Genomic DNA, 24258 nt, shown 5'->3' with positions numbered 1-24258 from the left:
CGCTCACCTACTCGTCACCAGCACATACTGTGCGGAGGTCTTCTGATACAGCTCCAGCACATTGCGCGCCCCCACCTGCACGTTGTACCGGTCCACGTGAAAGGTGCACTGGTTGAAGACGACCTGCCCGCGCGCCAGGATCGCGAAGCACCCGACATCACCCGGGAAATCCGGCGGCGGTGCGAGGTTCTGCTGCGTGTCGGGTTTGCCGGTGGCCGGATTCCAGCGCTGCCACAGGGCTTCCGCCGCCGAGCCGGTCCGGCTGTGCACCACGATCGCATCCCCGTAGCCGACCAGATCCACATCGCCGACGGTCAGGAAATCGAGGTCGGCGTCGCTGAGGCTCTGCAGCGCGCCACGGCCGGTGTAGGCCCCGTCCGGGTCCGGGCGCAGGGTCTCCTCGGGATTGGTCGGCAGGGTCCGGCCCAGGATGCCGTCCGGATCCAGCGGCAGGTGCGCGAACTCGTCGGCGGGTGTCGGCGCGAACTTGTCCAGCAGCGGCAGCGCCACATCCAGCATCCGCTCGGTGCGGGCCGTCAGATCCGGCAGGTTCGGTGCGGACAGTTCATCGACGATCTTGATGAACACCACATAGCGGTCGTGCACCGTCCAGGAACCCAGCGATGCCACATTCGGCCGCCAATGCGCCCGGCTGTCAGGGTATTTCGACAGCGTGACCGGATGGTTGTCGGCGTTGTAGGTGAAGTCGTCGTGCTCGAGGGCCGGACCGACCGCCGCCGCCCGGCCCGCATCCGGCAGCTCCAGGACCGCGATGCTGAGCTCGCGATGCTGCTCGTCGGATTCCGCACCCGTGCACCAGGTATTGATCCAGCCGCCGCGCAGATCGTGGGCGACCTCGTCGAAGGTGTCGTTGATCAGGATGTCGCCCAGACCCTTGTGATTGGTGACCAGGTGCGGGTGAACATCATTCGAGCACTCGTAGGTGTAGTCGTGGTCGGCCTCGAACGGCAGCGCCACATAGTCCGAGAGCCGCTGTGATTCGCGCACCCGGGACTGCTTGTCGGTCTTGGCGTTTCCCAGCACCCGCGGCACCGTCTGATAGTTGCCGACCTGCAGACTCGCCGGATCGGTCTGCTGCCGCACGGGAGTGCCGGAAATGCTGATGGCGCAGCCCGTTCCGGCGGCGAGCACGAGCGCCAGGATCACCGGCAGCAGCGTTCGCGACGCGATCGATCTCAACGACCCCCTCCTCGCGCCGGATTGTACCGCGCCCCAAGCCTTCTCGTACCCGAACGAATAGCGGTGCTGGGACCTGCTCGCGGTCCGCGATGGTTCGGGTGGCGGCGGGGGCACGGTCCGCTCGGTGTGTCGGTGCTGTGGTGTCGGACACGATCGGACGGCGATCCGGACGCGGCCGCGTATCGGTGCGCGATCGTGCCCGCGCGCCGTAGCGGAGGCCATTTCCTTAGCAAGGCGGCGAATTCGGTGGTCGGCGGAGCGCAACCCTCACCGGCAGGCATGTATCACGGTGATTAACACAAATTCGCAATCGGCGAGCCGGGACTGTGAAGATTGCTGCGAACGGGACTTCGATGCCCGATCCGTGTCCGAGGGCAGGTACCTTCTTTCCATGTTCTCCAAAGTCCTGGTCGCCAACCGCGGCGAGATCGCCATTCGCGCCTTCCGCGCGGCCTACGAACTCGGCATCGGAACCGTGGCGGTTTTCCCGTACGAGGACCGCAACTCCGTGCACCGGCTCAAGGCCGACGAGGCGTACCAGATCGGTACCCCCGGCCACCCGGTACGGGCGTACCTGTCGATCGAGGAGATCATCAAGGCCGCCCAGACCGCCGGCGCGGACGCCGTCTACCCCGGTTACGGCTTCCTGTCGGAGAACCCGGACCTGGCCGCCGCCTGCGCCCGCGAGGGCATCACCTTCATCGGCCCCTCGGCCCACGTCCTCGAACTGACCGGTAACAAGGCGCGCGCCATCGCCGCCGCCAAGGCCGCCGGGCTGCCGGTGCTGCGGTCGAGCGAACCGTCCGCCGATGTGGACTTCCTCGTGGCCGCCGCCGAGGACATGGAGTTCCCGGTCTTCGTGAAGGCCGTCGCGGGCGGTGGCGGTCGCGGCATGCGCCGGGTCGCCGATCCCGCGCAGCTGCGCGAATCCATCGAGGCCGCCGCGCGCGAGGCCGAATCCGCGTTCGGCGACGCGACCGTGTTCCTCGAGCAGGCGGTGATCAACCCGCGCCACATCGAGGTGCAGATCCTCGCCGACCAGCACGGCAATGTCATCCACCTCTTCGAGCGCGACTGCTCGCTGCAGCGCCGCCACCAGAAGGTGATCGAGCTCGCGCCCGCCCCCAACCTGGATCCCGCGCTGCGCGAACGCATCTGCGCGGACGCGGTCGCCTTCGCCCGCCAGATCGGGTACTCCTGCGCGGGCACCGTGGAATTCCTGCTCGACGAGCGCGGCAACCACGTGTTCATCGAGATGAATCCGCGAATCCAGGTGGAGCACACGGTGACCGAGGAGATCACCGACGTCGACCTCGTGCAGTCGCAGCTGCGCATCGCGGCGGGGGAGAGCCTCGCGGATCTCGGCCTGAGCCAGGACAAGATCCAGATTCGCGGCGCGGCCCTGCAATGCCGCATCACCACCGAGGACCCGGCCAACGGCTTCCGGCCCGACACCGGCCGCATCACCGGCTACCGCTCGCCCGGCGGCGCGGGCGTGCGCCTCGACGGCGGCGCCAACGTCGGCGCGGAGGTCGGGGCCTACTTCGACTCCATGCTGGTCAAACTCACCTGCCGCGGACGGGATTTCGACACCGCCGTGGCGCGTGCCCGGCGTGCGGTCGCCGAATTCCGCATCCGTGGCGTGACGACCAACATCCCGTTCCTGATGGCGGTGCTGGACGATCCGGACTTCCGCGCGGGACGGGTCACCACCTCGTTCATCGACGAGCGGCCGCAGCTGCTGACGCTCAAGAGCTCGGCCGACCGCGGCACCAAGATCCTGAACTACCTGGCCGACGTGACCGTGAACAAGCCGCACGGCTCGCGCCCGACCAAGCTGTACCCGCACGACAAGCTGCCCGCCCTCGACCTGACCGTCCCGCCGCCGCCCGGCACCCGGCAGCGGCTGCTGGAACTCGGGCCCGAAGGGTTCGCGCAGTGGCTGCGCAACCGCGAGGGAGTGGCGGTCACCGACACCACCTTCCGTGACGCGCACCAGTCGCTGCTGGCCACCCGGGTGCGGACCAACGGCCTGCTCGACGTCGCCGGGCACGTGGCGCGGTTGACGCCGGAACTGCTGTCCATCGAATGCTGGGGCGGCGCAACCTATGACGTCGCGCTGCGGTTCCTCTACGAGGACCCGTGGGAGCGACTCGCCGCGCTGCGCGAGGCCGTGCCGAACATCAACCTGCAGATGCTGTTGCGCGGGCGCAACACCGTCGGCTACACGCCGTACCCCGAGAAGGTCACGCGCGCTTTCGTTTCCGAGGCCACCGCCACCGGCATCGATATCTTCCGCATCTTCGACGCGCTCAACAACGTCGACCAGATGCGCCCGGCCATCGACGCCGTCCGCGAAACCGGTACGGCCCTGGCCGAAGTCGCTCTGTCCTACACCGGCGACCTGTCCAACCCGAACGAGGACCTCTACACCCTCGACTACTACCTCAAGCTCGCCGAGCAGATCGTCGAGGCCGGGGCGCACATCATCGGCATCAAGGACATGGCCGGACTGCTGCGCGCACCCGCCGCCGCGACCCTGGTCAGCGCGCTGCGCCGGGAATTCGACCTGCCCGTGCACGTGCACACCCACGACACCCCGGGCGGCCAGCTGGCCACCTACCTGTCGGCCTGGCAGGCCGGGGCGGACGCGGTCGACGGGGCGTCGGCGCCCATGGCGGGCACCACTTCTCAGCCTGCCTTGTCGGCCATCGTTGCGGCAGCGGCTAATTCGCCCTACGACACCGGGCTGAACCTGCAGAACGTGTGCGACCTCGAGCCGTACTGGGAGTCGCTGCGAAAGGTGTACGCGCCCTTCGAGTCCGGACTGCCGGGCCCGACCGGACGCGTCTACCACCACGAGATTCCGGGCGGGCAGCTCTCCAACCTGCGCCAGCAGGCCATCGCGCTCGGACTCGGCGACCAGTTCGAACAGGTCGAGGCCAAGTACGCGGCCGCCGACCGGCTGCTGGGCCGCCTGGTCAAGGTCACCCCGTCCTCCAAGGTGGTCGGCGACCTCGCGCTCGCACTCGTCGGCACCGGCGTCGACGTCGAGGACTTCGCCAACGACCCGGCCCGCTACGACATCCCGGACTCCGTGATCGGCTTCCTGCGTGGCGAACTCGGCACCCCGGCCGGCGGCTGGCCCGAACCGTTCCGCAGCCGGGCGCTGGAAGGCCGCGGCCCCGCCAAGCCGGAAACCCAGCTCACCGCCGCCGACGAGGCCGGACTGTCCGGCACCTCCGACGAGCGGCGCGCCACCCTCAACCGGCTACTGTTCCCCGGGCCCACCGCCGAATTCCTCGCCCACCGTGAGAAGTTCGGCGACACCACCGGGCTCTCGGCCAACCAGTTCTTCTACGGCCTGCGCCACGACGAGGAACACCGCGTCCAACTCGACAAGGGCGTCACCCTGCTCATCGGCCTGGAAGCCATCTCCGAGCCCGACGAGCGCGGCATGCGCACCGTCATGTGCATCCTCAACGGGCAGTTGCGGCCCGTCTCGGTGCGCGACCGGTCCATCTCCAGCGAGGTCCCGGCCGCCGAGAAGGCCGACCGCACCAATGCCGGGCACATCGCCGCGCCGTTCGCCGGAGTCGTGACCCTCGCTGTCTCCGAAGGGGATTCGGTCACCGCCGGAGACACCGTCGGCACCATCGAGGCCATGAAGATGGAGGCCGCCATCACCGCGCCGCGCGCGGGCATCGTGCGGCGGGTGGCCATCGCCAAGGTGCAGCAGGTGGAAGGCGGCGACCTGCTGGTCGACGTCAACCTCAACGAGGCCGCCGCCGAATGACCCGGATCGTGGCGGGCACCGCCGGGGGACGCCGACTACGCGTCCCCCCGGCGGGCACCCGCCCCACCTCCGACCGGGTGCGTGAGGCGCTGTTCTCACTGCTGCACGCCCGCATGGACTTCGACGGCCTGCACGTCCTCGACCTCTACGCGGGCTCCGGCGCGCTCGCCCTGGAAGCCCTGTCGCGCGGCGCATCCCACGCCCTGCTCATCGAATCCGACCGCAAAGCCGCCGCGATCATCCGCGGCAATATCGGCGACCTCGGCCTGCCGGGCGCGGAACTACGGCAGAACTCGGTCAGCGCGGTCCTGTCCGCCTCGCCCTCGGAACGCTACGACCTGGTCTTCACCGACCCGCCGTACGCCCTCGAGGTCGCCGACGTCGAAGCCGACCTGCAGGCATTGGCCGACAACGGCTGGCTTCACGAGGAAGCCCTCATCGTCGTCGAACGCTCCATCCGCTCCCCGGAAATCACCTGGCCCAAGGGCTACACGGCCCTGAAGTCCCGCGACTACGGCGAAACCCGAATCGACCTCGCCGAATTCGAAGGCTGACCGCCGACGGATTTCCCGACTCCCGCCGGTCTGAATACCTGACAGGAACAGACCGGAGTTGGGAGTGCGTGATGTCGGAATCGGTACAGACAGCAGTCGTCACCGGGGCGAGCCGCGGATTCGGGCGGGGGATCGCCGCCGCCCTCGTCGGCGCGGGCATGCGGGTGATCGGGGTGGCGCGCGACGAGCAAGCGCTGGGAGAAGTGCGCGACGAACTCGGCGACGCATTCGTGGCCGTGGTCGCGGACGCCACCGACGAAGCGGTCGCGGAGAAGGTGATCCGGGTCTACCAGCCCAGATTGCTGGTACTCAATGCCGGCGCATCGCCGCACGCCGCCCCCATCCACGAACAGACCTGGGAAACCTTCAGCCGCAACTGGAGCGTCGACACCAAACACGCGTTCGTATGGGTGGGAGCCGCATTGCGGGAGCCGCTGGCACCGGGCAGCACAGTGATCGCCCTGTCGAGCGGAGCCGCCCTGAACGGGTCACCGCTCAGCGGCGGATACGCCGGAGCCAAATCAACCATCCGATTCATCCGGTCCTACGCCGCCGTGGAATCCGACCGAGCCGCCCTCGACATCCGATTCGTGGCACTGCTCCCACGACTCACCCCGACCACCGGGCTCGGGGCAGACGCGGTCGCCGCATACGCAGCCCGCGAGGGCAAAGACGTGGAAACCTACATCGCCGGAATGGGCCCGGTCCTCACGCCCGAACAGGTCGGCAAGGCAGTGGTCGAACTCGCCGGAGACCCCGACAGCGCTGCGGAATACTTGGTGAGCGGCGCCGGACTGCAACAGCTCGGCTGAGGGGCCGCCACCATGAAAATCCCCGCACCCCTGAGAGCAGCGGCCATGCCCCGAAATTCCGGCTCGCCCATCGACCCCGCAACATCCCCGGACACCGCGCCATTTCCCAGTAGCGCGGCATTCCCAGGTCTCGCAGTATCTTCCGACACTGCGCAGTCCTCGATCGCAGCCGCATCGTCGGATGTCGGATCGGCTGCCGAGGACGCAGGAACCCCCGAACTCGGGGTGAGCGCCGCCGCGGTGCCCAGCGAGCGTGAATTCTCTGCTCTCACCGAGCGATTCAGGCCGGAATTGCTTGCGCACTGCTATCGGATGCTTGGGTCGGTGCAGGATGCCGAGGATCTGGTGCAGGAGACGTATTTGCGCGCATGGCGGGGGATCGGGGGGTTCGAAGGGCGGTCCTCGCTGCGGAATTGGTTGTACAAGATTGCGACCATGGCGTGTCTGACGGCTCTCGAAGGGCGGGCGCGGCGGCCGCTGCCGTCGGGGCTGGGCGCACCGGAGGACGATCATCGGGTGGCGGTCGCGGCGCGGGAAACCAGCGTGCCGTGGCTGCAACCCGCGCCCGACAGCCTGCTCTTCGGCGACCCGGCCGCGATCGTGGCCGGGCGCAATGGAATCCGGCTGGCTTTCATTGCGGCACTGCAACTTCTGCCCGCTCGCCAGCGCGCCGTGCTCACCCTGCGCGACGTGCTGGCCTTCCGCTCGGCGGAGGTCGCCACCATGCTCGACACCACCACGATCGCCGTGGACAGCGCGCTGCGGCGCGCCCGCGCGCGCCTGACCGAATCAGGTCCGGTGCAAGAGGATCTGGCCGAACCCGACGAATCCGGGCAGCGCCGCCTGCTCGACGACTACGTCGACGCGTTCACCCGCGCCGACCACGCCGCCCTGCTGGCCCTGCTGCGCGCCGACGTCGAAATGGAAATGCCGCCCATCCCAACATGGTTCACCGGTCGCGCGGCGGTGCACGGCTTCCTCATGTCCCGCGTCGTGCGCCCGCGCCTGTGGCTGCTGCGCCCGACCCGCGCCAACGGTCAGCCCGCCGTGGTCGCCTACAAGCATCTGGACGGAGATCGCTACGGCGCGTACGGAATTCAGGTGCTGACCCTGATCGGCGGCCGCATCGCCCGCATCACCTCGTTCAACGACCCGAGCTTGGTCGCGGCCTTCGGCTTCGAGATCACGATCGAGAGCTGACGTCGGAACGCGGCGTTGCCCGCCGTGTGTGACACGGCGGGCAACGGTCGAGAATGTCGAAAACGTCAGTCTTCGAACAGGTCCCGGAAGGACTCCGGAGCCTTGTGCTTGCAGGTGTTGGCCAGGCAGCCGAGGTGCCACATCTCCTCGATCGCCGACAGCGTCGAGTAGTGGTCGGAGACCTCGGTCGAGGTCTTGTGGTCGTTGTCCTTCTTGTTCTTTTCCTTCTTGTGATCGTTGTCGGAGTTGATCACCAGGAGCGGGGCGTCGCCGCCACCGAGCACGACATTGTTCGCGCCGACCGGGCTGCCCGGGCCGCCGGAGAAGCCCGAGTAGTCGTTCTCGTCCCAGGAGATCACGATGCTGGAACGCGAGTGCTTCCAGGTCTCCGAGTTCATGATCTTGGTGACGGTGTCCTTGAGGTAGTCGTCACCCAGGTGGATCGGGCCGTGCGCGACGCCGGTGGCCGGCTCCTCGCAGGTCGGCTTGTTGATCAGCGCGGCGGCGTCGTGCGAGATGCCGTGCATGTCCGAGCACTGGTCAGGGCTGATCCAGGTGAAGGCCGGCACGTGGCCGCTCTTCAGGTCGGCGTCGAAGTTGTTCTCGAACGGAACGATGTTCTGCAGACGCTTGTTTCCCGGGGTGTTGATGTCCGAGAAGTACATGAACGGGTTGTGCTTCTGGGCGTACAGCTTCACCAGGGTGCCGTTGACGACGCCCGGCGCGAACTCGCCCTCGAAGCCGGCCGAGGGCATGCCGCCCATGTAGGCCTTCCAGGACTTGTCCTTGGCCTCGAGCTGGTCGACCAGGTTCTTGCCGCCGAACATGTGCGCCTGGTTGGTCGCGGAGGTGACCTGCGCGGGGGTCAGCGACGCGGTCGAGGTGCCGTCACCGGAGTTCGGGACGAATTCCTCGGGGGCGCACTTGGAGTCGGCGCCGGCCTTGCAGTCGTCCCAGATGCCCTGGAAGTCGCCCGAGAACATGGACAGGTAGTTCGGCAGCGACGGGTGCGTCACGCCGTGGAAGCCGGTGGAGACGCCGTACTTGTTGGCCAAGTCGTTGATGAACGGCGCGTCGGCGGTGTTGCCGAGGATGTCCTCGTCGCCTTGGTTTTCCATCATCACGTAAAAAATGTGCTCGGGTGCTGACCCGTGGCCGCCCGGGTCGGCGGACGCGGTCGCGCCCACCAGGCCGCCGAACGCGCTCACGGTCACAGCCACAGAGACTGCGATCTTCCGACCCAACGATGCCGTTGCCATATGTGTACTTCCTGATCGAGCGAGATTGCCGATGCAGCTTCGCAATTGGCTTCTCAAACGATCAACGGGAGCAAACCGAACAGTACGCGAACTGGGTGAGTGATTTGGCGAACGTTGGGCGAGCAGTTGCAGGGTTGCAAATCCATAGCTGACCAGGCATGACTGAATTGTCCGAATTGGCCGGTCGAAAATCGCCCCTACCCCATAGGGTAGCGTGCGACCATGGCTGGAGCACTGTGCCCGGGGTCGTTCGACCCGGTGACCAATGGACACCTCGATGTGATAGCGCGCGCCGCTGAGCAATTCGACGAGGTAGTGGTAACCGTCGTGGTGAATCCCAACAAGCAGGGCATGTTCACCGTCGAAGAACGCATGGAACTGATCCGGGAGTTGACCGCGCACCTTCCCAATGTGCGCGTGGAATCCTGGCGCGGGCTGCTCGTCGATTTCGCCAAGCAGCAGGGCATCACCGCAATGGTGAAGGGGCTGCGCGACTTCACCGATTTCAGTTACGAGTTCCAAATGGCCCAGATGAACCGCAAACTCACCGGCGTCGACACCTACTTCATCGCCACCAATCCCACCTACAGCTACGTCTCCAGCTCCCTGGTCAAGGAAGTCGCCTCCTACGGCGGTGACATCACCGACTTCGTGCCCGCGGTCGTCCACAAGCGCCTGCTGGCCCGCATCGCCGAACGCAAGAGCTGACGTCATCCGCGGGGCCGCAACCCCTTACGGCCCCGCGAACGTCCGTCGGCGGGTCATAGCGCCCGAGTCGGCAGACGCCGAGGTTCGGGGGCGACGGCCGGTTCGATGTGCCCTGCGGGGCGGGATCGCTCCGCGCTCAACGCAGCCCGCAGCCGCTGCGCCGGATTGCCTCGCACCAGCTCGTCCCAGGTCCAGCGAATCACCTCGAAACCCAAGGTGCGCAAGTAGGTTTCACGGGTGCGTTCGCGGGCGACGGTGGTAGCGAGGTCCTGTCCCGGTCGCAGTAGGCGGCCGTAAGCGGTCGGGCCGTCGAATTCGCACACCACGCCGGCGGCCTCGTAATAGAAGTCGACGCGCGCCACGAACCGGCCGTCGGGCGTGAACACATTGCCCTGCGATCCTGGCTGCGGCAGTCCGTGTCGGTGAATCATGAGGCGGCTCAATGATTCCCCGATGCTCTGACTGCGCCCGTCCAGCATCCCGATCACCTGCTTGGCCTTGCTGATCCCATAGCGACCCTTGGCCAGCCCGAGTTCCTCGGCAAGATCGGCTGGGGTCAGCCCGAAGGCCCCGGCCAGCGCGTCACCCGCCACCACGGCCACCTCCAACGGCAACGCCAGCGCCAGATCGACGATGGTCCGCGCCGGCGTGGTGACGAGCAGCCCGTCCACCTCCACCGCCGAATCCACCGGCGACCCATGAATTTTCGTGGACGGCCGCACCCGCCCGCCGCCCCGGCGATTCCGCGTGACACACACTCGCTCCAAGGGCGCGCGCCACAGTCCGGTCCCGAACAACACCGCCGCCGACTGATGGCTCACCACGGTTCCTGCCGCCATCTCCGGCACCACATCCAAAATCAGCCGCCGATGCTGCTCTCGCCGATCCAGCCCGGTCGCGCCCGCCTGCCCGTGCGAGTCTCGGGCTCCCCGCCGCCCCGGCCCCGGCCGCGCACCACGCCCCTCGGGCAGCGCCCGTCGCGATCTCGTTGCCTCACAACGCCGCCCAACTCCTGCCGCCCTGTCCACGGTCACCGCTTCGTCCGTGGTCATTCGCCCTCCCGGTGGGGTGGGCGCGGGTGGCGGGGACGGATGCAGGATCCGCAGGCTCGGGTGGGTGGGTGTTGGGGGCGTGGGGTGGCTGTATCTCGCCGTCCGCCAAGGCATCCGCGCCAACGGTCCATTTCGGAACCCCTTTCGTCGATCGGATGCTTTCTTGGACGTCGCCGGCTCGATCGGGGTTCCGACTCGGGTGCGGACACGCCGAAACCTCGCACGGCGTGCCGGAATTCATTCCGGTGAGCGTGCGAGGTTCGGGGTGGGGTAGGTCAGAAGACCCAGAGGCGGAGGGTCAGGAAGCGCATGGTGCCGACGGCGGCGGTGATCGCCAGCACGGCGAGGGCTTCGGTGATGTCGCTCATGCCCGGCGCGGTGACTTCGAGGATGGCGAGGCAGCCCGAGGTGATGGCCAGGCCGGCCAGGGCCAGTGCGCCGCCCTCCAATTGCGCTGTGTACCAGCGCACGCGGTCGGCCGCCTGGAAGGTGAGCCGCCGGTGCATCTCATTGGCCAGCGCGGTGCTGACGATGGACCCGGCCAGGTTCGCCAGTTGCGGGCCGCCGCCGTAGAGCGCGAGGAACAACAGGACGTAGCCGACATTGCTGAGGCCGCCGACCAAGGCGAAACGAATCAATTGCGCGAAGACCGCGTCACCGCGCAGCCACACACCCAACCGGGCCAGTCCCCGGACGCCCGAGGCGTGCAGGTCCACCGCGCCCTGGGTGAGGGCTTCGGTCCCATAGGCATAGGTGTTCACCAGCCCGGCACCGGGCAACGTCGCCCGCTCCGGGAGCTCGTGGACAGCCATGGTCTTCCCCATCCGAACGCTGCTATGCCGACCGGGCGGTCCGGGAGTGCTTCCGGGCCACCGCCATTGGGCGGGCACTGTCTTGCCCTTCAACGGTAACCCAAGTGGAGCTATTCCCTCCACTTGTTTTTGCTGTCTGTGAAACAGGCCATGTTTTGGAAAACCCGCGACACGCCGTGTCGGACCTTGTTGACAGCGCTGAGATTGGCAGACTGGCTGCAGCGGAGAGTCTCGCCGTGAGTCCTGGCAGGAGAGTGGGGTAGCACATGTACCGGGTATTCGAAGCGCTCGACGAACTGGTGGCCATCATCGAAGAGGCCCGCGGAATCCCACCGACCCGCAACTGCATCGTGCCGCGCGGCGAGGTCCTGGAACTGCTCGACGACGTCCGCGACGCGCTACCCGGCGAACTCGACGACGCCCAGGACGTGCTCGATCACCGCGACAAGATCGTCACCGACGCCCGCAACGGCGCCGACACCACCGTCAAGACCGCGAACGAGCAAGCGCACCACACGGTTACCTCCGCCCGCGACGAGGCAGACCGCATCCTCTCCGACGCCAAGGCACACGCCGACCGCATGGTCGCCGAGGCCCGCGCCCACGCCGAGCACCTGGTCACCTCCGCCGAGGAAGAGGCCGAACGCACGGTCTCCGACGGTAAGAACGAATACGACGTGCTCACCGGCCGCGCCCGCACCGAGGCCGACCGCCTCGCCGCCGCAGGCCAGGCTTCCTATGACCGCTCGGTCGCCGACGGCAAGGCCGAACAGGAACGCCTCGTCTCCCAGACCGAGGTCGTCCGCGCCGCCCACGCCGAATCCGCCCGTCTCATCGACACCGCCCAGGCCGACTCCGACCGCCTGCGCTCCGAATGTGACGAGTACGTCGACGGCAAGCTCGCCGACTTCGAGGAAACCCTCTCCAACACCCTGCGCATCGTCGGCCGCGGCCGCCACCAGGTGCGTTCCGGCGGGCCCATTCCCGATTACGCCTCCGAATTCCGCCGCTGAGCAACCACTCTCGTGCCCCGCTTGCCCCGTTTGGGTTGCGAGCGGGGCTTTCGGTATTGTGGGGTGGTTGCCCATTCCCCATCTACCGTGAGGTGAGTTCTTCGTGCCTGCCGATTCCGGTAAGCCTTCGCGTCATCGTCAACAGGTGATCGACGCGGGTTTCGTGCTGGACGTCCGCAGTCTCGGACGTGCCCCCGGGTCGATGAAAGAACGGCATCGGGTCTTCACCACCGATAAGCGGCTCGGGCTCGACCTGGTCGCCATCCCGGTGGGTGCGGAGATCGAAATGGATCTCACCCTGCAGTCGGTCTCCGAGGGTGTGCTCGTCATGGGCACCGTGCACGCGCCCGTCGAGGGCGAATGCTCGCGCTGCCTCGAATCGTTCACCGACGAGCTCGAATTGCACCTCACCGAGCTGTTCGCCTACCCGGACAGCGCGACCGAGCAGACCACCGAGGAAGACGAGATCCATCGTCTCGTCGACGACATGATCGATCTGGAACCGGTCGTCGTGGACGCCGTCGGCCTGGAGCTTCCGCTGCAGCCGCTGTGCGAGCCCGATTGCGCCGGTCTGTGCCCGGAATGCGGCGTCAAGATGGCGATTGCGGGTTCCGGACACGGTCATGAGATACTTGACCCTCGCTGGGCCCGACTCGCAACTTTCACTACTGCTGAGTCGACCGATGCAGACACTGCGTCGGACCCATCAACAGATTCCACCCTTGCGGGACACAACGGTGCCGCAAGCAAGACAGAGGAGAGCTAGTCGTGGCCGTTCCGAAGCGCCGGATGTCCCGTGCCAACACCCACGCGCGTCGCAGCCAGTGGAAGGCCACCGCGCCGACCCTGATCACCTGCCCGAACCGCGCCTGCGGCCAGAAGACCCTGCCGCACATCGCGTGCCCCTCCTGCGGCACCTACAAGGGCCGTCAGGTCACCTCCGCGATCTGATTTCGCAAACAGCAGCGACCGTGACCGCCAGCAAGGACGCGGCGGATGTATCCGCCGTAGGTGATGCAGCCGACCATGCCAGCCTGCTCGAGGCTCTCGGCGTGGACGTACAACCGGAGCTTTTGCGCCTAGCGCTGACGCACCGGTCGTACGCCTACGAGAACGGTGGCCTGCCGACCAACGAGCGCCTGGAATTCCTGGGCGACTCGGTGCTCGGTTTGAGCATCACCGAGCGCCTCTATCTGGAGCACCCGGAAAAATCCGAGGGCGAGCTGGCGAAGCTGCGCGCGAGCGTGGTCAACATGCACGCGCTCGCCGAAGTGGCCCGGGTCCTCGGCCCCGGCGGCCTCGGCCGCCATCTCCTGCTCGGTAAGGGCGAGGAGCTCACCGGAGGACGCGACAAGCCGAGCATTCTCGCCGACGGCATGGAATCGCTGTTGGGTGCCGTGCATCTCGAGCACGGCATCGATGTGGCACGCACCGTTGTCTTGCGGCTGTTCGCCGATCTGCTCGAGCGCGGTCCCCGCATGGGGGCCGGGCTCGACTGGAAGACCAGCCTGCAGGAGCTGACCGCCGAACGCGGCATCGGCGTGCCCAGCTACGAGATCACCTCCACCGGACCCGACCACGACAAGGAGTTCACCGCCACCGCGGTGATCGGTGGGAAGGGTTACGGCCAGGGGGTGGGCCGCTCCAAGAAGGAAGCGGAGCAGAAGGCCGCGGGCGCGGCCTACAAGGCGTTGCACGCCGAGAACGCGCCCGAGGGTTCAGACGGCTCGAAGAGCTAGATGCCCGAACTCCCCGAGGTCGAAGTCGTCCGGCGCGGGCTCACCGAGCATGTGGTGGGCCGCGTTCTGGACCGGGTGACCGTCAAGCATCCGCGCTCGGTGCGCAGGCATGAGCTCGGCGGGGACGATCTCGCCGCCCGACTGGCCGGACTGCGCGTCGACAGCGCGCAGCGGCGGGGGAAATTCCTGTGGCTCACCTTCGATGAGCCCGATACCTCTCTCGTCGTGCATCTCGGCATGTCCGGGCAGATGCTGGTGCAGCCCGCGTCCGCGCCGCTGGAGAAGCACGCGCACATCATCGCCGCCCTCGACGACGGCAATGAACTGCGATTCATCGATCAGCGCACGTTCGGCGGCTGGATGCTCTCGGATCTGGTCGAGGTGGACGGCACCTGGGTGCCGGAGTCCGCGGCGCATATCGCGCGCGATCCGCTCGATCCCCGTTTCGACGCCGAGGCCGTCGTGAAGACGTTGCGCGGCAAGCACTCCGAGATCAAACGGCTGCTGCTGGATCAGACCGTGGTGTCCGGGGTCGGCAACATCTACGCCGATGAAGCGTTGTGGCGGGCCAAGATTCACGGCGAGCGCGAGGCGGCCAAACTGAGCAAGCCTGCGCTGCATGCTCTTCTCACCGAGACCCAGCACGTGATGGGTGAGGCGTTGCAGGCCGGGGGCACCTCCTTCGACGCCCTCTACGTGAACGTCAACGGGCAGTCCGGGTACTTCGAGCGGTCGCTGAACGCCTACGGCCGCGAGGACGAGCCCTGCCGGCGCTGCGGTGCGATCATGCGCCGGGAGAAGTTCATGAACCGTTCGTCTTTCTCCTGCCCGCGCTGTCAACCCCGCCCGCGCGGCTGAGACCAGCAGGTTTAATTACCCCTCCGGCGTGCGTGATGTGATCGAGCCTCCCAATCGAGGGCTCCGAGGCGCTACCTTTTTCACTAGCGGCATGCGTTGTGCCGCCTGGAGGAAACAGATGCGCAAACTGACCTACTTCGTCTCGGCCACCATCGACGGATTCATCGCCACCGATGCGGGCTCGGTCGACTTCTTCCCCGTCGGGGGCGACCACGGGCCCGCGATCATCGCGCAATATCCCGAGGCGCTGCCGACCAAGGTGCGTCAGGTGCTCGGCGTCGACAAACCCTGCCAGAACTTCGACACCGTGATCATGGGGCGCAAGACCCACGACTTCGGGGTCCGCACCGGCACCTCCAGCCCGTATGCGCACCTGCGCCAGTTCGTGGTCTCCACCACGCTGCCGGAGGCCCCGGCCTCGGATGTGGAGTTGATCTCCGACAACCCCCTCGACCGGGTCCGGGAACTCAAGCGCGAGAAGGGCCTCGGCATCTGGCTGTGCGGCGGCGGCGAACTCGCCCAAACCCTGCTGCCCGAGATCGACCAGGTCTTCCTGAAGCTCTACCCGATCGTGCTCGGCCACGGCCGCCCGCTCTTCGGCGCCTGCGGGCAACTCCCCGAACCGTCGCGCTTCCGGGTGATCACCAGCCGCGTCTTCGAGGACGGCGTCGCCTTCATCAAATACGGGCGGGTGCGCTGAGCTACGCCAGACCCCGGTCGAGGGCGTAGATCGCGGCCTGGGTTCGATCCCGCACGCCCAGGCGCACCAGGACGCTGGACACGTGATTCTTGACCGTGCCCTCGCTGACGAACAGGGCGCGGGCGATCTCCCGGTTGGACGCACCCGTCGCCAGCAGCCGCAGCACCTCCGATTCCCGCTTGGTCAGGCCGCTTTCGGCCGTTGAGGAGGCGGGCGTGGCCGCCGTGACCCTGCCGCCGGCAGCCGGCAGGTGGCGCAGCATGCCGAGCAAGCGGGCGGACACGCGCGCCGAATACTGATCCACGCCGGAGTGCGCCAGCCGCACCGCTGCCGCCAACTCGGCGGCGGGGAGGTCCTTGAGCAGGTAGCCGCACGCACCCGCGTGCAAGGCCCGGATGACGTATTCGTCGTCGTCGAAGGTGGTGAGCATCAAGACCTTGGTCCGGTCGCGCAGCGCCACGGCGGCGGTCAGGCCGTCCATTCCCGGCATGCGCACGTCCATCAGCACCACGTCCGGTGTCAGCTCGCGGGCGAGATCGACGGCCGCCTCGCCGCTCTCGGCGGTGCCGACCACGCGCACCCCGGGTTGCAAGGCGAGCAGGGAGGCAATGCCTTCGCGCACCAGCCTCTGGTCGTCGACAACCAGCACACCGGTCGATCCGATCGGTACGGGCTCGGGTTCGGTCATCGCGGGCTCCGGGGCAGCCGGGCGCGCAATCGGGTCCCCTGCGGTCCGGTGTCCACCCGGAGTTGCCCGCCTAGCAGCGCGAGTCGCTCGCGCATGCCTGTCAGCCCGTTTCCCTCGGCGGTGCCCGGGGCGAAACCTCGTCCACCATCGGCTATTTCGAGCACGCTGTGCGCGGAACCATGCGCGACCCGGACCGTCGCGGTCGCCGCCCCCGAATGCCGGAACGCATTGGTGAGCCCTTCCTGCGCCGCCAGATACAGGGCGAAGGCCGCGGACTCGCCCGGCTCGTCACTGCCGTCGATATCGACCCGCACCGGAAAACCGCTGCTGCCCAATCGGTGCGCGAGGGTACCCAACGCCGCCGAGAGTGTGAAGCCGTCGATGTCGGCCCGCAAGGTTCCCACCGCCGTCCGCACCTGCTCCAGCGCCGCGCGGGCCGAGTCCCGCGCATCGGCCAGGGCCTGATCCGCGGCCACCGCATCCACGCTCCGATACGCGGCGGCCTTCTCCAACTGGATCGCCACTACCGCCAGATGATGCCCGGCCGTGTCATGGATATCCCGCGCCACCCGAGCCCGTTCGGCCGCCGCCGCCAGCGCCGCCGCCTGATCGGCGTACTCCCGCAGCCGCGCATGCGATTCCGACAACTCCGCCACCAGCCGTTCGGCCCGCCGCTGCCCTTCCTCGGCCCGCGCCGCCAGCGCCCCCAACGCCACCGCGAACACCACCCCGATCGAGAACATCACGAATTCCGCCAGCCGCGCGGCATCGGTGCGGGTGTGCGTCTGCAGGGCGATAGTCGTGGCCACCACGGCGACAATCACCACCGCCACCCCGATGGCTGCCCGCCGCCCCAGTGCGACAAAGGCTTCGAACGGCAACAGCACGAACAGGATCTTGGCGTCACCCGCCGCATCCACAGCCGCCGCCACCGCGAACAACCCCGCATGCGCGGCTACCCCTGCCGCCGCTCGGATCGCACGATGCGCGGTGGCACCCGCTCTCGTGGCAGCCGGTTCGGTTGTCGCGGAGGACGGTTCGGCCCGGCCAGGGTAGGTGGAGCGGAGGTCCAGGGTGGTGAGGGCGAGGAGGGCGAGGGTGAGGGTGGTCAGGCGGAGGGGGGTGGTGGGGGCGGTGTGGGTGAGGGCTGCGAACCAGGCGGCGGCCAGGACCGAGGTGTAGGTGAAGCAGGTTACCCAGGTGAGGGCTTGCGGCCGGGGCATGGGTCGAGCCTAGGGAGGGGGCGGGGTGGTGGGCGAGGGCCAGACGCGGAAATAGTCCGAAGGTCATGGTTTTGTCATCGGTGCTGTGCCGGGAGGTGTGGGTCGCGGGGCACTTACCGGGGGCGAGGTCGATTTCTAGCGTTGGTGCGGTACGACTTCGTCTGGCCCGGAAGGGAATTCAGTCATGAACAGTCAATTGTTGTTTCGGCTCGCGGCGATCGCCGGGGTGGTCTGCGGGGTGGCCATCGCGGTCGCGGGGGTGTTGGAAACCATTGTCGGACAGAAGTTTCCGGCTACCGAAGTGCTCAACGGCGGGGCCGTGCCGTTCGGTATCGCGTTCGCGGTCGGGCTCTATCTCGCGCAGTACGAGCGGATGGGAAGATTCGGGGGGTGGGCGTTCGCCACGCATTTCCTGAGTTTCGGATACTTCGCGGGGATCGCTTTCACCATGAATTTCGTTCTGGTGTACCTGGATTCGGCGGTGCTGAAGCACCTGCTCGCGGGCCCCGCGCGCTGGGCGTTTCTGGCGACGGCAGTGCTGACCCTGGTCGGGACGTGGCTGTTCGCCGTGGCATTGTGGCGTACCCGGGCGGTGCCGCCGCTCGCGGTCGGATGCTATCTGATCGGGCTGTCGGCGCTGTCGCTGACATTCTTGCTGCCCGCGCCCATCGTGCGGGTGGGCCATGTGTTCGCGGGCGCCGGAATGGTTTGGCTGGCCGCCTGGCTGCGCTCGACGGCCGGTCGGGTAGTCGAGCGGACCCCGCAGTTCAGCTGAGGGTCAGAGGATCGCGAAGGCGATCACCGCGCCGATGGAGATGTGCGCGGCGGAGACCACCACCGACTCGATGCTGAATTCCGGATCCTTCAGCACCCCGCCGATGTCGATGCCGAGCACGTACTCCAGGGCGCGGGCCGCAGCCACCTGTGCCGCAATGCCGACCAGGCCGTAGACGGTGGTGGCGATCAGGCCCTCGGTGAGCTTGCCGGCCTGCGCGTAGATGGCGAACACCACGATGAAGGCGACGCTGAGCATGGCGGCGGAGCTGATGATGACCGAGTTGGGCAGGCCGCGGGCCACCATGGAACGCAGCGGGCCCGGTGTCGTCCAGTCCACGGCCTGGAAGCCGAGCAGTAGCAGCACCAGGCCGAGCAGGGCGTAGCAGACGATCGCGCCGACGCCGCGTCCGAGTGAGTGCCAGTAGCCTGCTTCGAGTGCGAGAACCGTCATCGGTTTTCCTTACGGGTGATTAGGTCGGGTCACTGCGGGATGCGGTGCGGGACGAAGGTCGAGGAGTCGTCGGTGATCAGGCCGACGGTCTCGCGGATGCCCAGTCCCGCCGACGTGTCGCCCACGATCCAAGCACCCAGCACCGGGCGCATACCGTCGAATTCGGGGAGCGGGTCCAGCAATTGGTAGACGTAGCCCTCTTCGCCGTAGACGCCGCCGGTCGCGGTCTCCATGCCCGCGCCGACAATGGTCATGTTCGCGCCCTCGCGGCCGAGCTTGGGTTTACGGATGTACTCGGTGAGCTCGTGCGGGTCGTCGAGGTAGCAGGGCAGCAGGTTGGGGTGGCCCGGATACATCTCCCACAACACGGCCAGGATGGCCTTGTTGGACAGCAGGGTCTTCCAGAGCGGTTCCAGCCACATGGTTTCCGGCAGCGAGGTGACCACGCGCTTGCCGAAATCGTCGTCGAGCGCCCACTCCCACGGGTAGAGCTTGAAGATGGCCTCGATGGGTGCCTCGGCCAGGTCCACGAAACGGTCCAGCTCCGTGTCGTATCCGACGTCCTCGATGGGGAGGGCGACGGTGTCGAACCCGGCCTCGGCGGCGGTCTCCTGCATGTAGGCGGTGGTGACATTGTCCTCACCGGAGGAGTCCGCGCTCGACCAGCTGAAGTGCAGTTGACTGCCCGGCAGCGTCTCGCGCATCTCGCCCCAGCGCTCGACCAGCTTCTCGTGCAGGGAATTCCACTGATCGTCGTCGGGGTGGGTGTCGGTCAGCCAGTGCCACTGCACGATTGCGGCCTCCAGCAGGGAGGTCGGTGTATCGGCGTTGTACTCCAGCAGTTTCGCGGGGCCGCGGCCGTCGTAGCGCATGTCGAAACGGCCGTAGATGTGCGGGTCGGAGCGGTGCCAGGACTTGGTGATGTGCTCCCAACTCCACTGCGGCAGACCGAAATCCGCGAAACGCTCGGTCAGTACTACCTGTTCGACGGCGTGCAGGCACATGGTGTGCAGCACCTCGACCTGCGCCTCCATGGCCAGGATCTCGTCCATGTCGAAGACGTAGTGCACCGACTCGTCCCAGTACGGCCGCGGCTGACCGTTGGCGTACTGCCCCGGCGAGCCGTAGACCAGCCCCTGCCCCTCGATGGTCCGCTGCCAGCCCGGTCGCGGGTTGCCGCGTTCACGTCGCACTAGGAACCGCCCTTGCCGTGGACCTTCGCGCCGAGTCCGCCGCGTTGAATGGTGCTGCCGCTCTTGGTTTTCACCGTCGCGCCCGACGGGGCGCTGATGCTGCCGCCGGAGGGCGCGTGCCCGATGGATCCGCTGCCGCCGTAGTAGTAGCGGTAGGAGTGTCCGGCCAGGAAGAAGAAGCCCGGATGAATGCCGCTGTCACCGCGATCCGACGCATCCGAACAGTAGTTGTCCGGAACGACGACCTCCTGATTGTCCTGGGTCGCGGTGATGCTCTGCCCCGGCCCGGTGGGCACCACCTCGCCCTGCTTGGCCACCACCGTGCACATGGCCGTCACCTCGGGCCCGTTCCACGCGTTGGCGATCAGGTAGCCGCCGCCGACCAGCCCCGCGATCCCCACGACCGCGGCCCCACCGATCAGCACTCGCTTCTTCTTGCGCCGCTTGGCTTCCGCGGCCTCCGCCTCGGCCCGCTCCTGCTCCTCGGCCCGCCGCCGCGCCTTCTCCCGCGCCCGCGTCTCCGCCACCGTAGGCGGCCGAGGCTGCGTAACCCCCTCCTCCTGCGTGGTCATCCTCCCGCGCCGCGGCGACCGCACCGGCGGCACCTCCACCAGCCCGGGCGGCGGCTCCACCGGATACGGCGACGGCCCCGCCAACACGAACCCGGCCTCGCCCGGCGTCGGCGGCGTAGCCGCGGCGGGCTCCCCGAAAGCCCCCGGTCCGCCGTGGGATTCCCCCGCCAAGCGGTGCGGTGCATGATGCTCGCCGCCGTGCTCCTGCCCGAAATCCGCAGGCAACGGCAGCGTCGGCTGATACCCACCCGCCCCAGCTGATCCGGCCTCGCCGGAACCACCTGCGCCACCACCGAATTCGCTCGGCATGGCCGGCGTCGGCTGGAATCCACCCGGCTGACCCGACCCGGACTCGCCTGCGCCGAACCCGGATTCGGCGGGCAGCGAAAGTGTCGGCTCGCTGCCGCCCGGCAGGCCAGAAGCGGGTGTCCCGGGCAAATCGGGCGTGGGTTCGGGAGTGTCGCCGGTGTCGATCCGGATCGTGGGCTCCGCCCCCGCCGCGAAGCGCACGGTCGGCTCGCTGCCGCTCGGGGGCGGGGTGGGGTCGTCCTCCGGGTATGGGGGGAGCGGGTGGTGTTCGTAGGGTGGGTTGGACGGATCTCTTGGGGCGCTATGGGATTCGGCGGGGTGGGCGGGGTCGGGCGTGGGCTGGTCCGGGGTGGGGGGACCGGCTGGTCGGTCTGAGGGCATTGGTCGACTCCGTGGGCTTGCCGCGCGCTAGCGTTCTTCGAATCCTGTCATGCCGCCCTGGGCGGTGTTCCAGTCTTCCACCACCAGGTTTACCCGACCCGGTGTAGTACCGGAACGTAGCAGGTCGAGCAGCGTTTCGCAGCGTTCGCGGGTGCCTTCGGCGACGACGTGTACGCGGCCGTCGCGATGGTTGCGGGCGTAGCCGGTCAGGCCCAGTTCCAGGGCGCGCGAACGGGTCCACCAACGAAACCCGACGCCCTGTACGTCGCCGTGGACCCAGGCGCTGAGCCGGACCGGTGCCGCACTCATTCGTCGATGCGGAAGGTGAGGTTGACGGTGGTGCCCGCCTTGAGGGTGCGGCCGACCGTGCACACCTTGTCGATGGCGCGCTGGGCGGCGACCAGCAGGCGCTGGCGCGCTTCCTCGTCGAGTTCGGACAGGTCGAGGTCGAACTCCTCGGTGAGCTCCGGGTACACCTCGTTCTCGCGGTCGGCATCGCCGGAGACGTGAACGGTGGCGTCGAAGCTCTCGCCGAGACGGCGGGCGAGGGTGAAGTCGGCGCTGAGTCCGGAGCAGCCCGCGAGCGCGATCTTGAGCAGCTCACCCGGGGTGAACGCGCCCGGTACGCCCGCGGACGCGATGAGCACCTCACCGCCGCGATTGTTGCGTCCGGTGTAGGCGCGGGTACCGGTGCGCTCGGCCCACAACTGCACCGGTTCGGCGGACTGGTCGGCGGCGGCGGTCTGCGGTGCGGCGGTCTGTTCGGACATAGGAAGATCCTCCCATTGGGTCACCCGGGACAACCATCTGGTTGCCAGTCGTTCTGAACACCGCCGCCGTCAGCGGAATTCCGCCACCAACTCGGGTGTGACGTCGGTCAGGCTGTCGGCGACGGTGGCCGCGAGGGCGATCGCATCGGGGGCGGGCGGGTACTTGGGATGCGGAACCGCGATCACCGTCATGCCCGCGGCGTGCGCGGCCCGCAGCCCGTTGCTGGAGTCCTCGATCGCCATGCACAGGGCGGGCTCGATGCCCAGGCGGGACGCCGCCTCGAGGTACCCGTCGGGCGCGGGCTTGCCGCGCTCCACCTCCTCGGTCGAGACCGTCGCGGTGAACAGCTCGGTGACGCCCATGTGGTCGAGCACCACATCGATGAGCCGGCGCGGCGAGGAACTGGCCAGCCCGAGCGTGTAGGACTCCGCGAACCGTCGGACCGTCTCGGCGGCGTCCGGCATGAGCGGCAGGTGCTCGGCGTAGCGGGCGGCCATGCGTGAGATGACGTCCTCGGCCACCTCGTCGGGTGTGCGGCGGCCGTCGAGCAGTTCCCGGCTGGTGTATTCGGACCATTCGGAGGTGCTCATGCCCATGAACCGGTCCTGGGTGTCGGGCAGCCAGCGGCCGTCCAGTTCGTCGACGTACTCGCGTCGCACCTCTTCCCAGATGGGCTCGGTATCGATGAGCACACCGTCCATGTCGAACACGATCGCGGCAATCGGCATGGCCTCCATGGTGGTTCATCGTCCGCGCGGCCGTGGCATGGGGTGCCGTACGTTCACTGACACTGTGTCCACTGAATGGGATGTTTGTCGGTAACCGTCTCGCGGCGCATCGCCCGGGTTTAGCGTCGGAGGCGAAAGACACAGACCCGCAAGTGAATACCGAGGTGCGACGTGGGCACGGTCACCGACATCTACGATCCGGAACTGTATGTGGCCGGACCGATCCACGAGATCTTCGCGCAACTGCGGCGCACCGATCCCGTGCACTGGCAGGAGATGCCCGGCGAGCCCGGCTACTGGGCCATCCTCAAACACGCCGATGTCGCCCACGTGGCCCGCAATCCGCAACTGTTCTCCGCCGAACAGGCCGGCGTGATCCTGGAGAACCAGCCGCCCGAACGCCTCGAGCAGACCCGCAACATGCTGCTCATGATGGATCCGCCGCGGCACACCGACTACCGCCGCCCGCTGGCCGAGCATTTCAAGGCCCGCGTGATCGGCGAACTGGAGGACCGCATCCGGGAACTCACCCGCGCCCTGCTCGACAGCGTCGACGGCGACGTGGAATTCGTGCACGACGTGGCCGGGGTGCTGCCCAGCCAGGTGGTGGGCGGCATGTTCGGCATTCCCGAAGCGGACTGGCCGAGCATCCGGCAGTGGGCCGAACAGTCCACCAGCCAGCAGGATCCGGAACTGGTCGGCGATTTCGACGTGACCGCCGAGCTGACGAAGATGGCGATCTACGCCATCCAGTTCTCGATGGCGCGGCGCGAACAGGAACCGCAGACCGATCTCACCGGGCTCATCCTGTCCGGGGCGTTCGGCGGAAAACCCATGTCGGACCTGGAATTCGGCAGCTTCTTCACGCAGCTGGTGACCGCGGGCAACGACACCACCAAGACCATGCTGTCCTCGGGCTTGGAATTGCTGCTGGCGCATCCGGACCAACTACAGGCGCTGCGCGACACCCCGGCGCTGATTCCCGGTGCGGTGGAGGAGATCCTGCGCTACGCCAACCCGCTGCACTACTTCCGCCGCACCGCCACCGCCGACACCGAGATCCGCGGTGTCCCGATCAAGGCGGGCGACAAGGTGGCCATGTGGTACACCTCGGCCAATCGTGACGAGGACGTCTTCGCCGACGCCCAGCGCTTCGACATCCACCGAAACCCCAACCCGCACCTGTCCTTCGGGCTGGCCCAGCACTTCTGCCTCGGGGTGCATCTGGCGCGATTGGAGGGCCGGGTGTTCTTCGAGGAACTGCTCGCGCGCTTCCCGAAGCTCGAGCAGACCGGCGATTCCCGGCGCATCCGTTCGAATCTGAACAACGGCCTGAAGTCGCTGCCGATCCGGCTGTCGCGATAGCCGTGTTCGTGCAGCCCTAGCTAATGTTCGCGCGGCCATCATCGCCGCGACGCTCGCCCGTTACCCGCGCCCGCAAACCTTTCCGAATCTCGGTTCA

25 protein-coding genes are annotated in these 24258 nt (G+C 67.8%); 13 read left to right on the top strand and 12 right to left on the bottom strand.

What is annotated here, in order from left to right:
- Positions 1-3: 3 nt before the first annotated feature.
- Positions 4-1200, bottom strand: coding sequence for a hypothetical protein (locus ACFXHA_RS36910; RefSeq protein ID WP_379364564.1), 1197 nt, complete (start codon positions 1198-1200; stop codon positions 4-6).
- A gap of 391 nt (positions 1201-1591) precedes the next feature.
- Here ACFXHA_RS36910 and ACFXHA_RS36905 point away from each other — a divergent pair, with 391 nt between their 5' ends.
- From ACFXHA_RS36905 to ACFXHA_RS36890, 4 genes are all read left to right on the top strand, one after another.
- Positions 1592-4996 (top strand): pyruvate carboxylase, encoded by a 3405-nt coding sequence (locus ACFXHA_RS36905; protein WP_379364563.1) that lies wholly within the window; start codon positions 1592-1594, stop codon positions 4994-4996.
- The gene (gene rsmD / locus ACFXHA_RS36900; protein WP_379364562.1) at positions 4993-5550 is read left to right on the top strand and encodes a 16S rRNA (guanine(966)-N(2))-methyltransferase RsmD; all 558 of its coding nucleotides are present in this window, start codon (positions 4993-4995) and stop codon (positions 5548-5550) included. Before ACFXHA_RS36905 ends, rsmD begins: the two co-directional genes overlap by 4 nt.
- Positions 5551-5621: 71 nt before the next feature.
- The gene (locus ACFXHA_RS36895; RefSeq protein WP_379364560.1) at positions 5622-6362 is read left to right on the top strand and encodes an SDR family oxidoreductase; all 741 of its coding nucleotides are present in this window, start codon (positions 5622-5624) and stop codon (positions 6360-6362) included.
- Between the two features lie 12 nt (positions 6363-6374).
- Complete coding sequence (locus ACFXHA_RS36890; RefSeq protein WP_379364558.1) at positions 6375-7562, top strand: sigma-70 family RNA polymerase sigma factor; 1188 nt, start codon at positions 6375-6377, stop codon at positions 7560-7562.
- A gap of 65 nt (positions 7563-7627) precedes the next feature.
- Here the strand turns inward: ACFXHA_RS36890 and ACFXHA_RS36885 are convergent, their stop codons facing one another.
- The gene (locus tag ACFXHA_RS36885) at positions 7628-8776 is read right to left on the bottom strand and encodes an alkaline phosphatase family protein (RefSeq protein ID WP_379364556.1); all 1149 of its coding nucleotides are present in this window, start codon (positions 8774-8776) and stop codon (positions 7628-7630) included.
- A 267-nt stretch (positions 8777-9043) separates the two neighbouring features.
- On the opposite strand from ACFXHA_RS36885, the gene coaD reads away from it, so the two are divergent.
- Positions 9044-9529 (top strand): pantetheine-phosphate adenylyltransferase, encoded by a 486-nt coding sequence (coaD, locus tag ACFXHA_RS36880; RefSeq protein WP_379364554.1) that lies wholly within the window; start codon positions 9044-9046, stop codon positions 9527-9529.
- Positions 9530-9582: 53 nt separating this feature from the next.
- On the opposite strand, the gene ACFXHA_RS36875 is transcribed toward coaD, so the two are convergent.
- Together ACFXHA_RS36875 and ACFXHA_RS36870 are read right to left on the bottom strand one after the other, a co-directional pair.
- The gene (locus tag ACFXHA_RS36875; protein WP_379364552.1) at positions 9583-10581 is read right to left on the bottom strand and encodes a hypothetical protein; all 999 of its coding nucleotides are present in this window, start codon (positions 10579-10581) and stop codon (positions 9583-9585) included.
- Between the two features lie 275 nt (positions 10582-10856).
- The gene (locus ACFXHA_RS36870) at positions 10857-11405 is read right to left on the bottom strand and encodes a GtrA family protein (protein ID WP_379364550.1); all 549 of its coding nucleotides are present in this window, start codon (positions 11403-11405) and stop codon (positions 10857-10859) included.
- 254 nt (positions 11406-11659) lie between these two features.
- Here ACFXHA_RS36870 and ACFXHA_RS36865 point away from each other — a divergent pair, with 254 nt between their 5' ends.
- The 6 genes from ACFXHA_RS36865 (at position 11660) to ACFXHA_RS36840 (ending at position 15703) form a co-directional block, all read left to right on the top strand.
- Complete coding sequence (locus ACFXHA_RS36865) at positions 11660-12406, top strand: DivIVA domain-containing protein (protein ID WP_379364548.1); 747 nt, start codon at positions 11660-11662, stop codon at positions 12404-12406.
- A 103-nt stretch (positions 12407-12509) separates the two neighbouring features.
- On the top strand, positions 12510-13172 hold the full coding sequence (locus tag ACFXHA_RS36860; RefSeq protein WP_379364546.1) for a YceD family protein: 663 nt from the start codon (positions 12510-12512) through the stop codon (positions 13170-13172).
- 2 nt (positions 13173-13174) lie between these two features.
- Entirely contained in the window at positions 13175-13357 is a 183-nt protein-coding gene (gene rpmF, locus ACFXHA_RS36855; protein ID WP_120737450.1) for a 50S ribosomal protein L32, read from the top strand.
- A 20-nt stretch (positions 13358-13377) separates the two neighbouring features.
- The gene (gene rnc / locus ACFXHA_RS36850; protein WP_379364544.1) at positions 13378-14145 is read left to right on the top strand and encodes a ribonuclease III; all 768 of its coding nucleotides are present in this window, start codon (positions 13378-13380) and stop codon (positions 14143-14145) included.
- The gene (mutM, locus tag ACFXHA_RS36845) at positions 14146-15003 is read left to right on the top strand and encodes a bifunctional DNA-formamidopyrimidine glycosylase/DNA-(apurinic or apyrimidinic site) lyase (protein WP_379364543.1); all 858 of its coding nucleotides are present in this window, start codon (positions 14146-14148) and stop codon (positions 15001-15003) included.
- A 118-nt stretch (positions 15004-15121) separates the two neighbouring features.
- Positions 15122-15703: a dihydrofolate reductase family protein gene (locus ACFXHA_RS36840; RefSeq protein ID WP_379364541.1), complete on the top strand. Its 582-nt coding sequence runs from the start codon at positions 15122-15124 to the stop codon at positions 15701-15703.
- Position 15704: 1 nt separating this feature from the next.
- Here ACFXHA_RS36840 and ACFXHA_RS36835 read toward each other — a convergent pair whose 3' ends face one another.
- Entirely contained in the window at positions 15705-16391 is a 687-nt protein-coding gene (locus ACFXHA_RS36835) for a response regulator (protein ID WP_379364539.1), read from the bottom strand.
- A complete protein-coding gene (locus ACFXHA_RS36830) occupies positions 16388-17614 on the bottom strand; it encodes a sensor histidine kinase (RefSeq protein WP_379364537.1) in 1227 nt (408 codons plus the stop codon). The genes ACFXHA_RS36835 and ACFXHA_RS36830 overlap by 4 nt, the downstream gene beginning before the upstream one ends.
- Before the next feature lie 184 nt (positions 17615-17798).
- Here ACFXHA_RS36830 and ACFXHA_RS36825 point away from each other — a divergent pair, with 184 nt between their 5' ends.
- Positions 17799-18389 (top strand): hypothetical protein, encoded by a 591-nt coding sequence (locus tag ACFXHA_RS36825; protein WP_379364535.1) that lies wholly within the window; start codon positions 17799-17801, stop codon positions 18387-18389.
- A gap of 3 nt (positions 18390-18392) precedes the next feature.
- Here the strand turns inward: ACFXHA_RS36825 and ACFXHA_RS36820 are convergent, their stop codons facing one another.
- The 6 genes from ACFXHA_RS36820 to ACFXHA_RS36795 form a co-directional block, all read right to left on the bottom strand.
- Complete coding sequence (locus tag ACFXHA_RS36820) at positions 18393-18842, bottom strand: DUF350 domain-containing protein (RefSeq protein ID WP_379364533.1); 450 nt, start codon at positions 18840-18842, stop codon at positions 18393-18395.
- A 29-nt stretch (positions 18843-18871) separates the two neighbouring features.
- Positions 18872-20035, bottom strand: coding sequence for a glutathionylspermidine synthase family protein (locus tag ACFXHA_RS36815; protein ID WP_379364531.1), 1164 nt, complete (start codon positions 20033-20035; stop codon positions 18872-18874).
- Complete coding sequence (locus ACFXHA_RS36810; protein WP_379364529.1) at positions 20035-21297, bottom strand: hypothetical protein; 1263 nt, start codon at positions 21295-21297, stop codon at positions 20035-20037. Before ACFXHA_RS36810 ends, ACFXHA_RS36815 begins: the two co-directional genes overlap by 1 nt.
- Before the next feature lie 27 nt (positions 21298-21324).
- A complete protein-coding gene (locus ACFXHA_RS36805; protein WP_379364527.1) occupies positions 21325-21606 on the bottom strand; it encodes an acylphosphatase in 282 nt (93 codons plus the stop codon).
- Entirely contained in the window at positions 21603-22067 is a 465-nt protein-coding gene (locus ACFXHA_RS36800; RefSeq protein ID WP_379364525.1) for an OsmC family protein, read from the bottom strand. Before ACFXHA_RS36800 ends, ACFXHA_RS36805 begins: the two co-directional genes overlap by 4 nt.
- Before the next feature lie 69 nt (positions 22068-22136).
- Complete coding sequence (locus ACFXHA_RS36795; protein ID WP_379364523.1) at positions 22137-22796, bottom strand: HAD family hydrolase; 660 nt, start codon at positions 22794-22796, stop codon at positions 22137-22139.
- 171 nt (positions 22797-22967) lie between these two features.
- Between ACFXHA_RS36795 and ACFXHA_RS36790 the strand changes: the two genes are divergently transcribed.
- Positions 22968-24161: a cytochrome P450 gene (locus tag ACFXHA_RS36790; RefSeq protein ID WP_379364521.1), complete on the top strand. Its 1194-nt coding sequence runs from the start codon at positions 22968-22970 to the stop codon at positions 24159-24161.
- Positions 24162-24258 lie beyond the last annotated feature (97 nt).

Origin of the sequence: Nocardia sp. NPDC059240 (assembly GCF_042753865.1) — a bacterium.
GTDB lineage: Bacteria > Actinomycetota > Actinomycetes > Mycobacteriales > Mycobacteriaceae > Nocardia.
The sequence above is the reverse complement of the archived record's forward strand: the minus strand, read 5'-3'. Positions and strand labels throughout refer to the sequence as shown.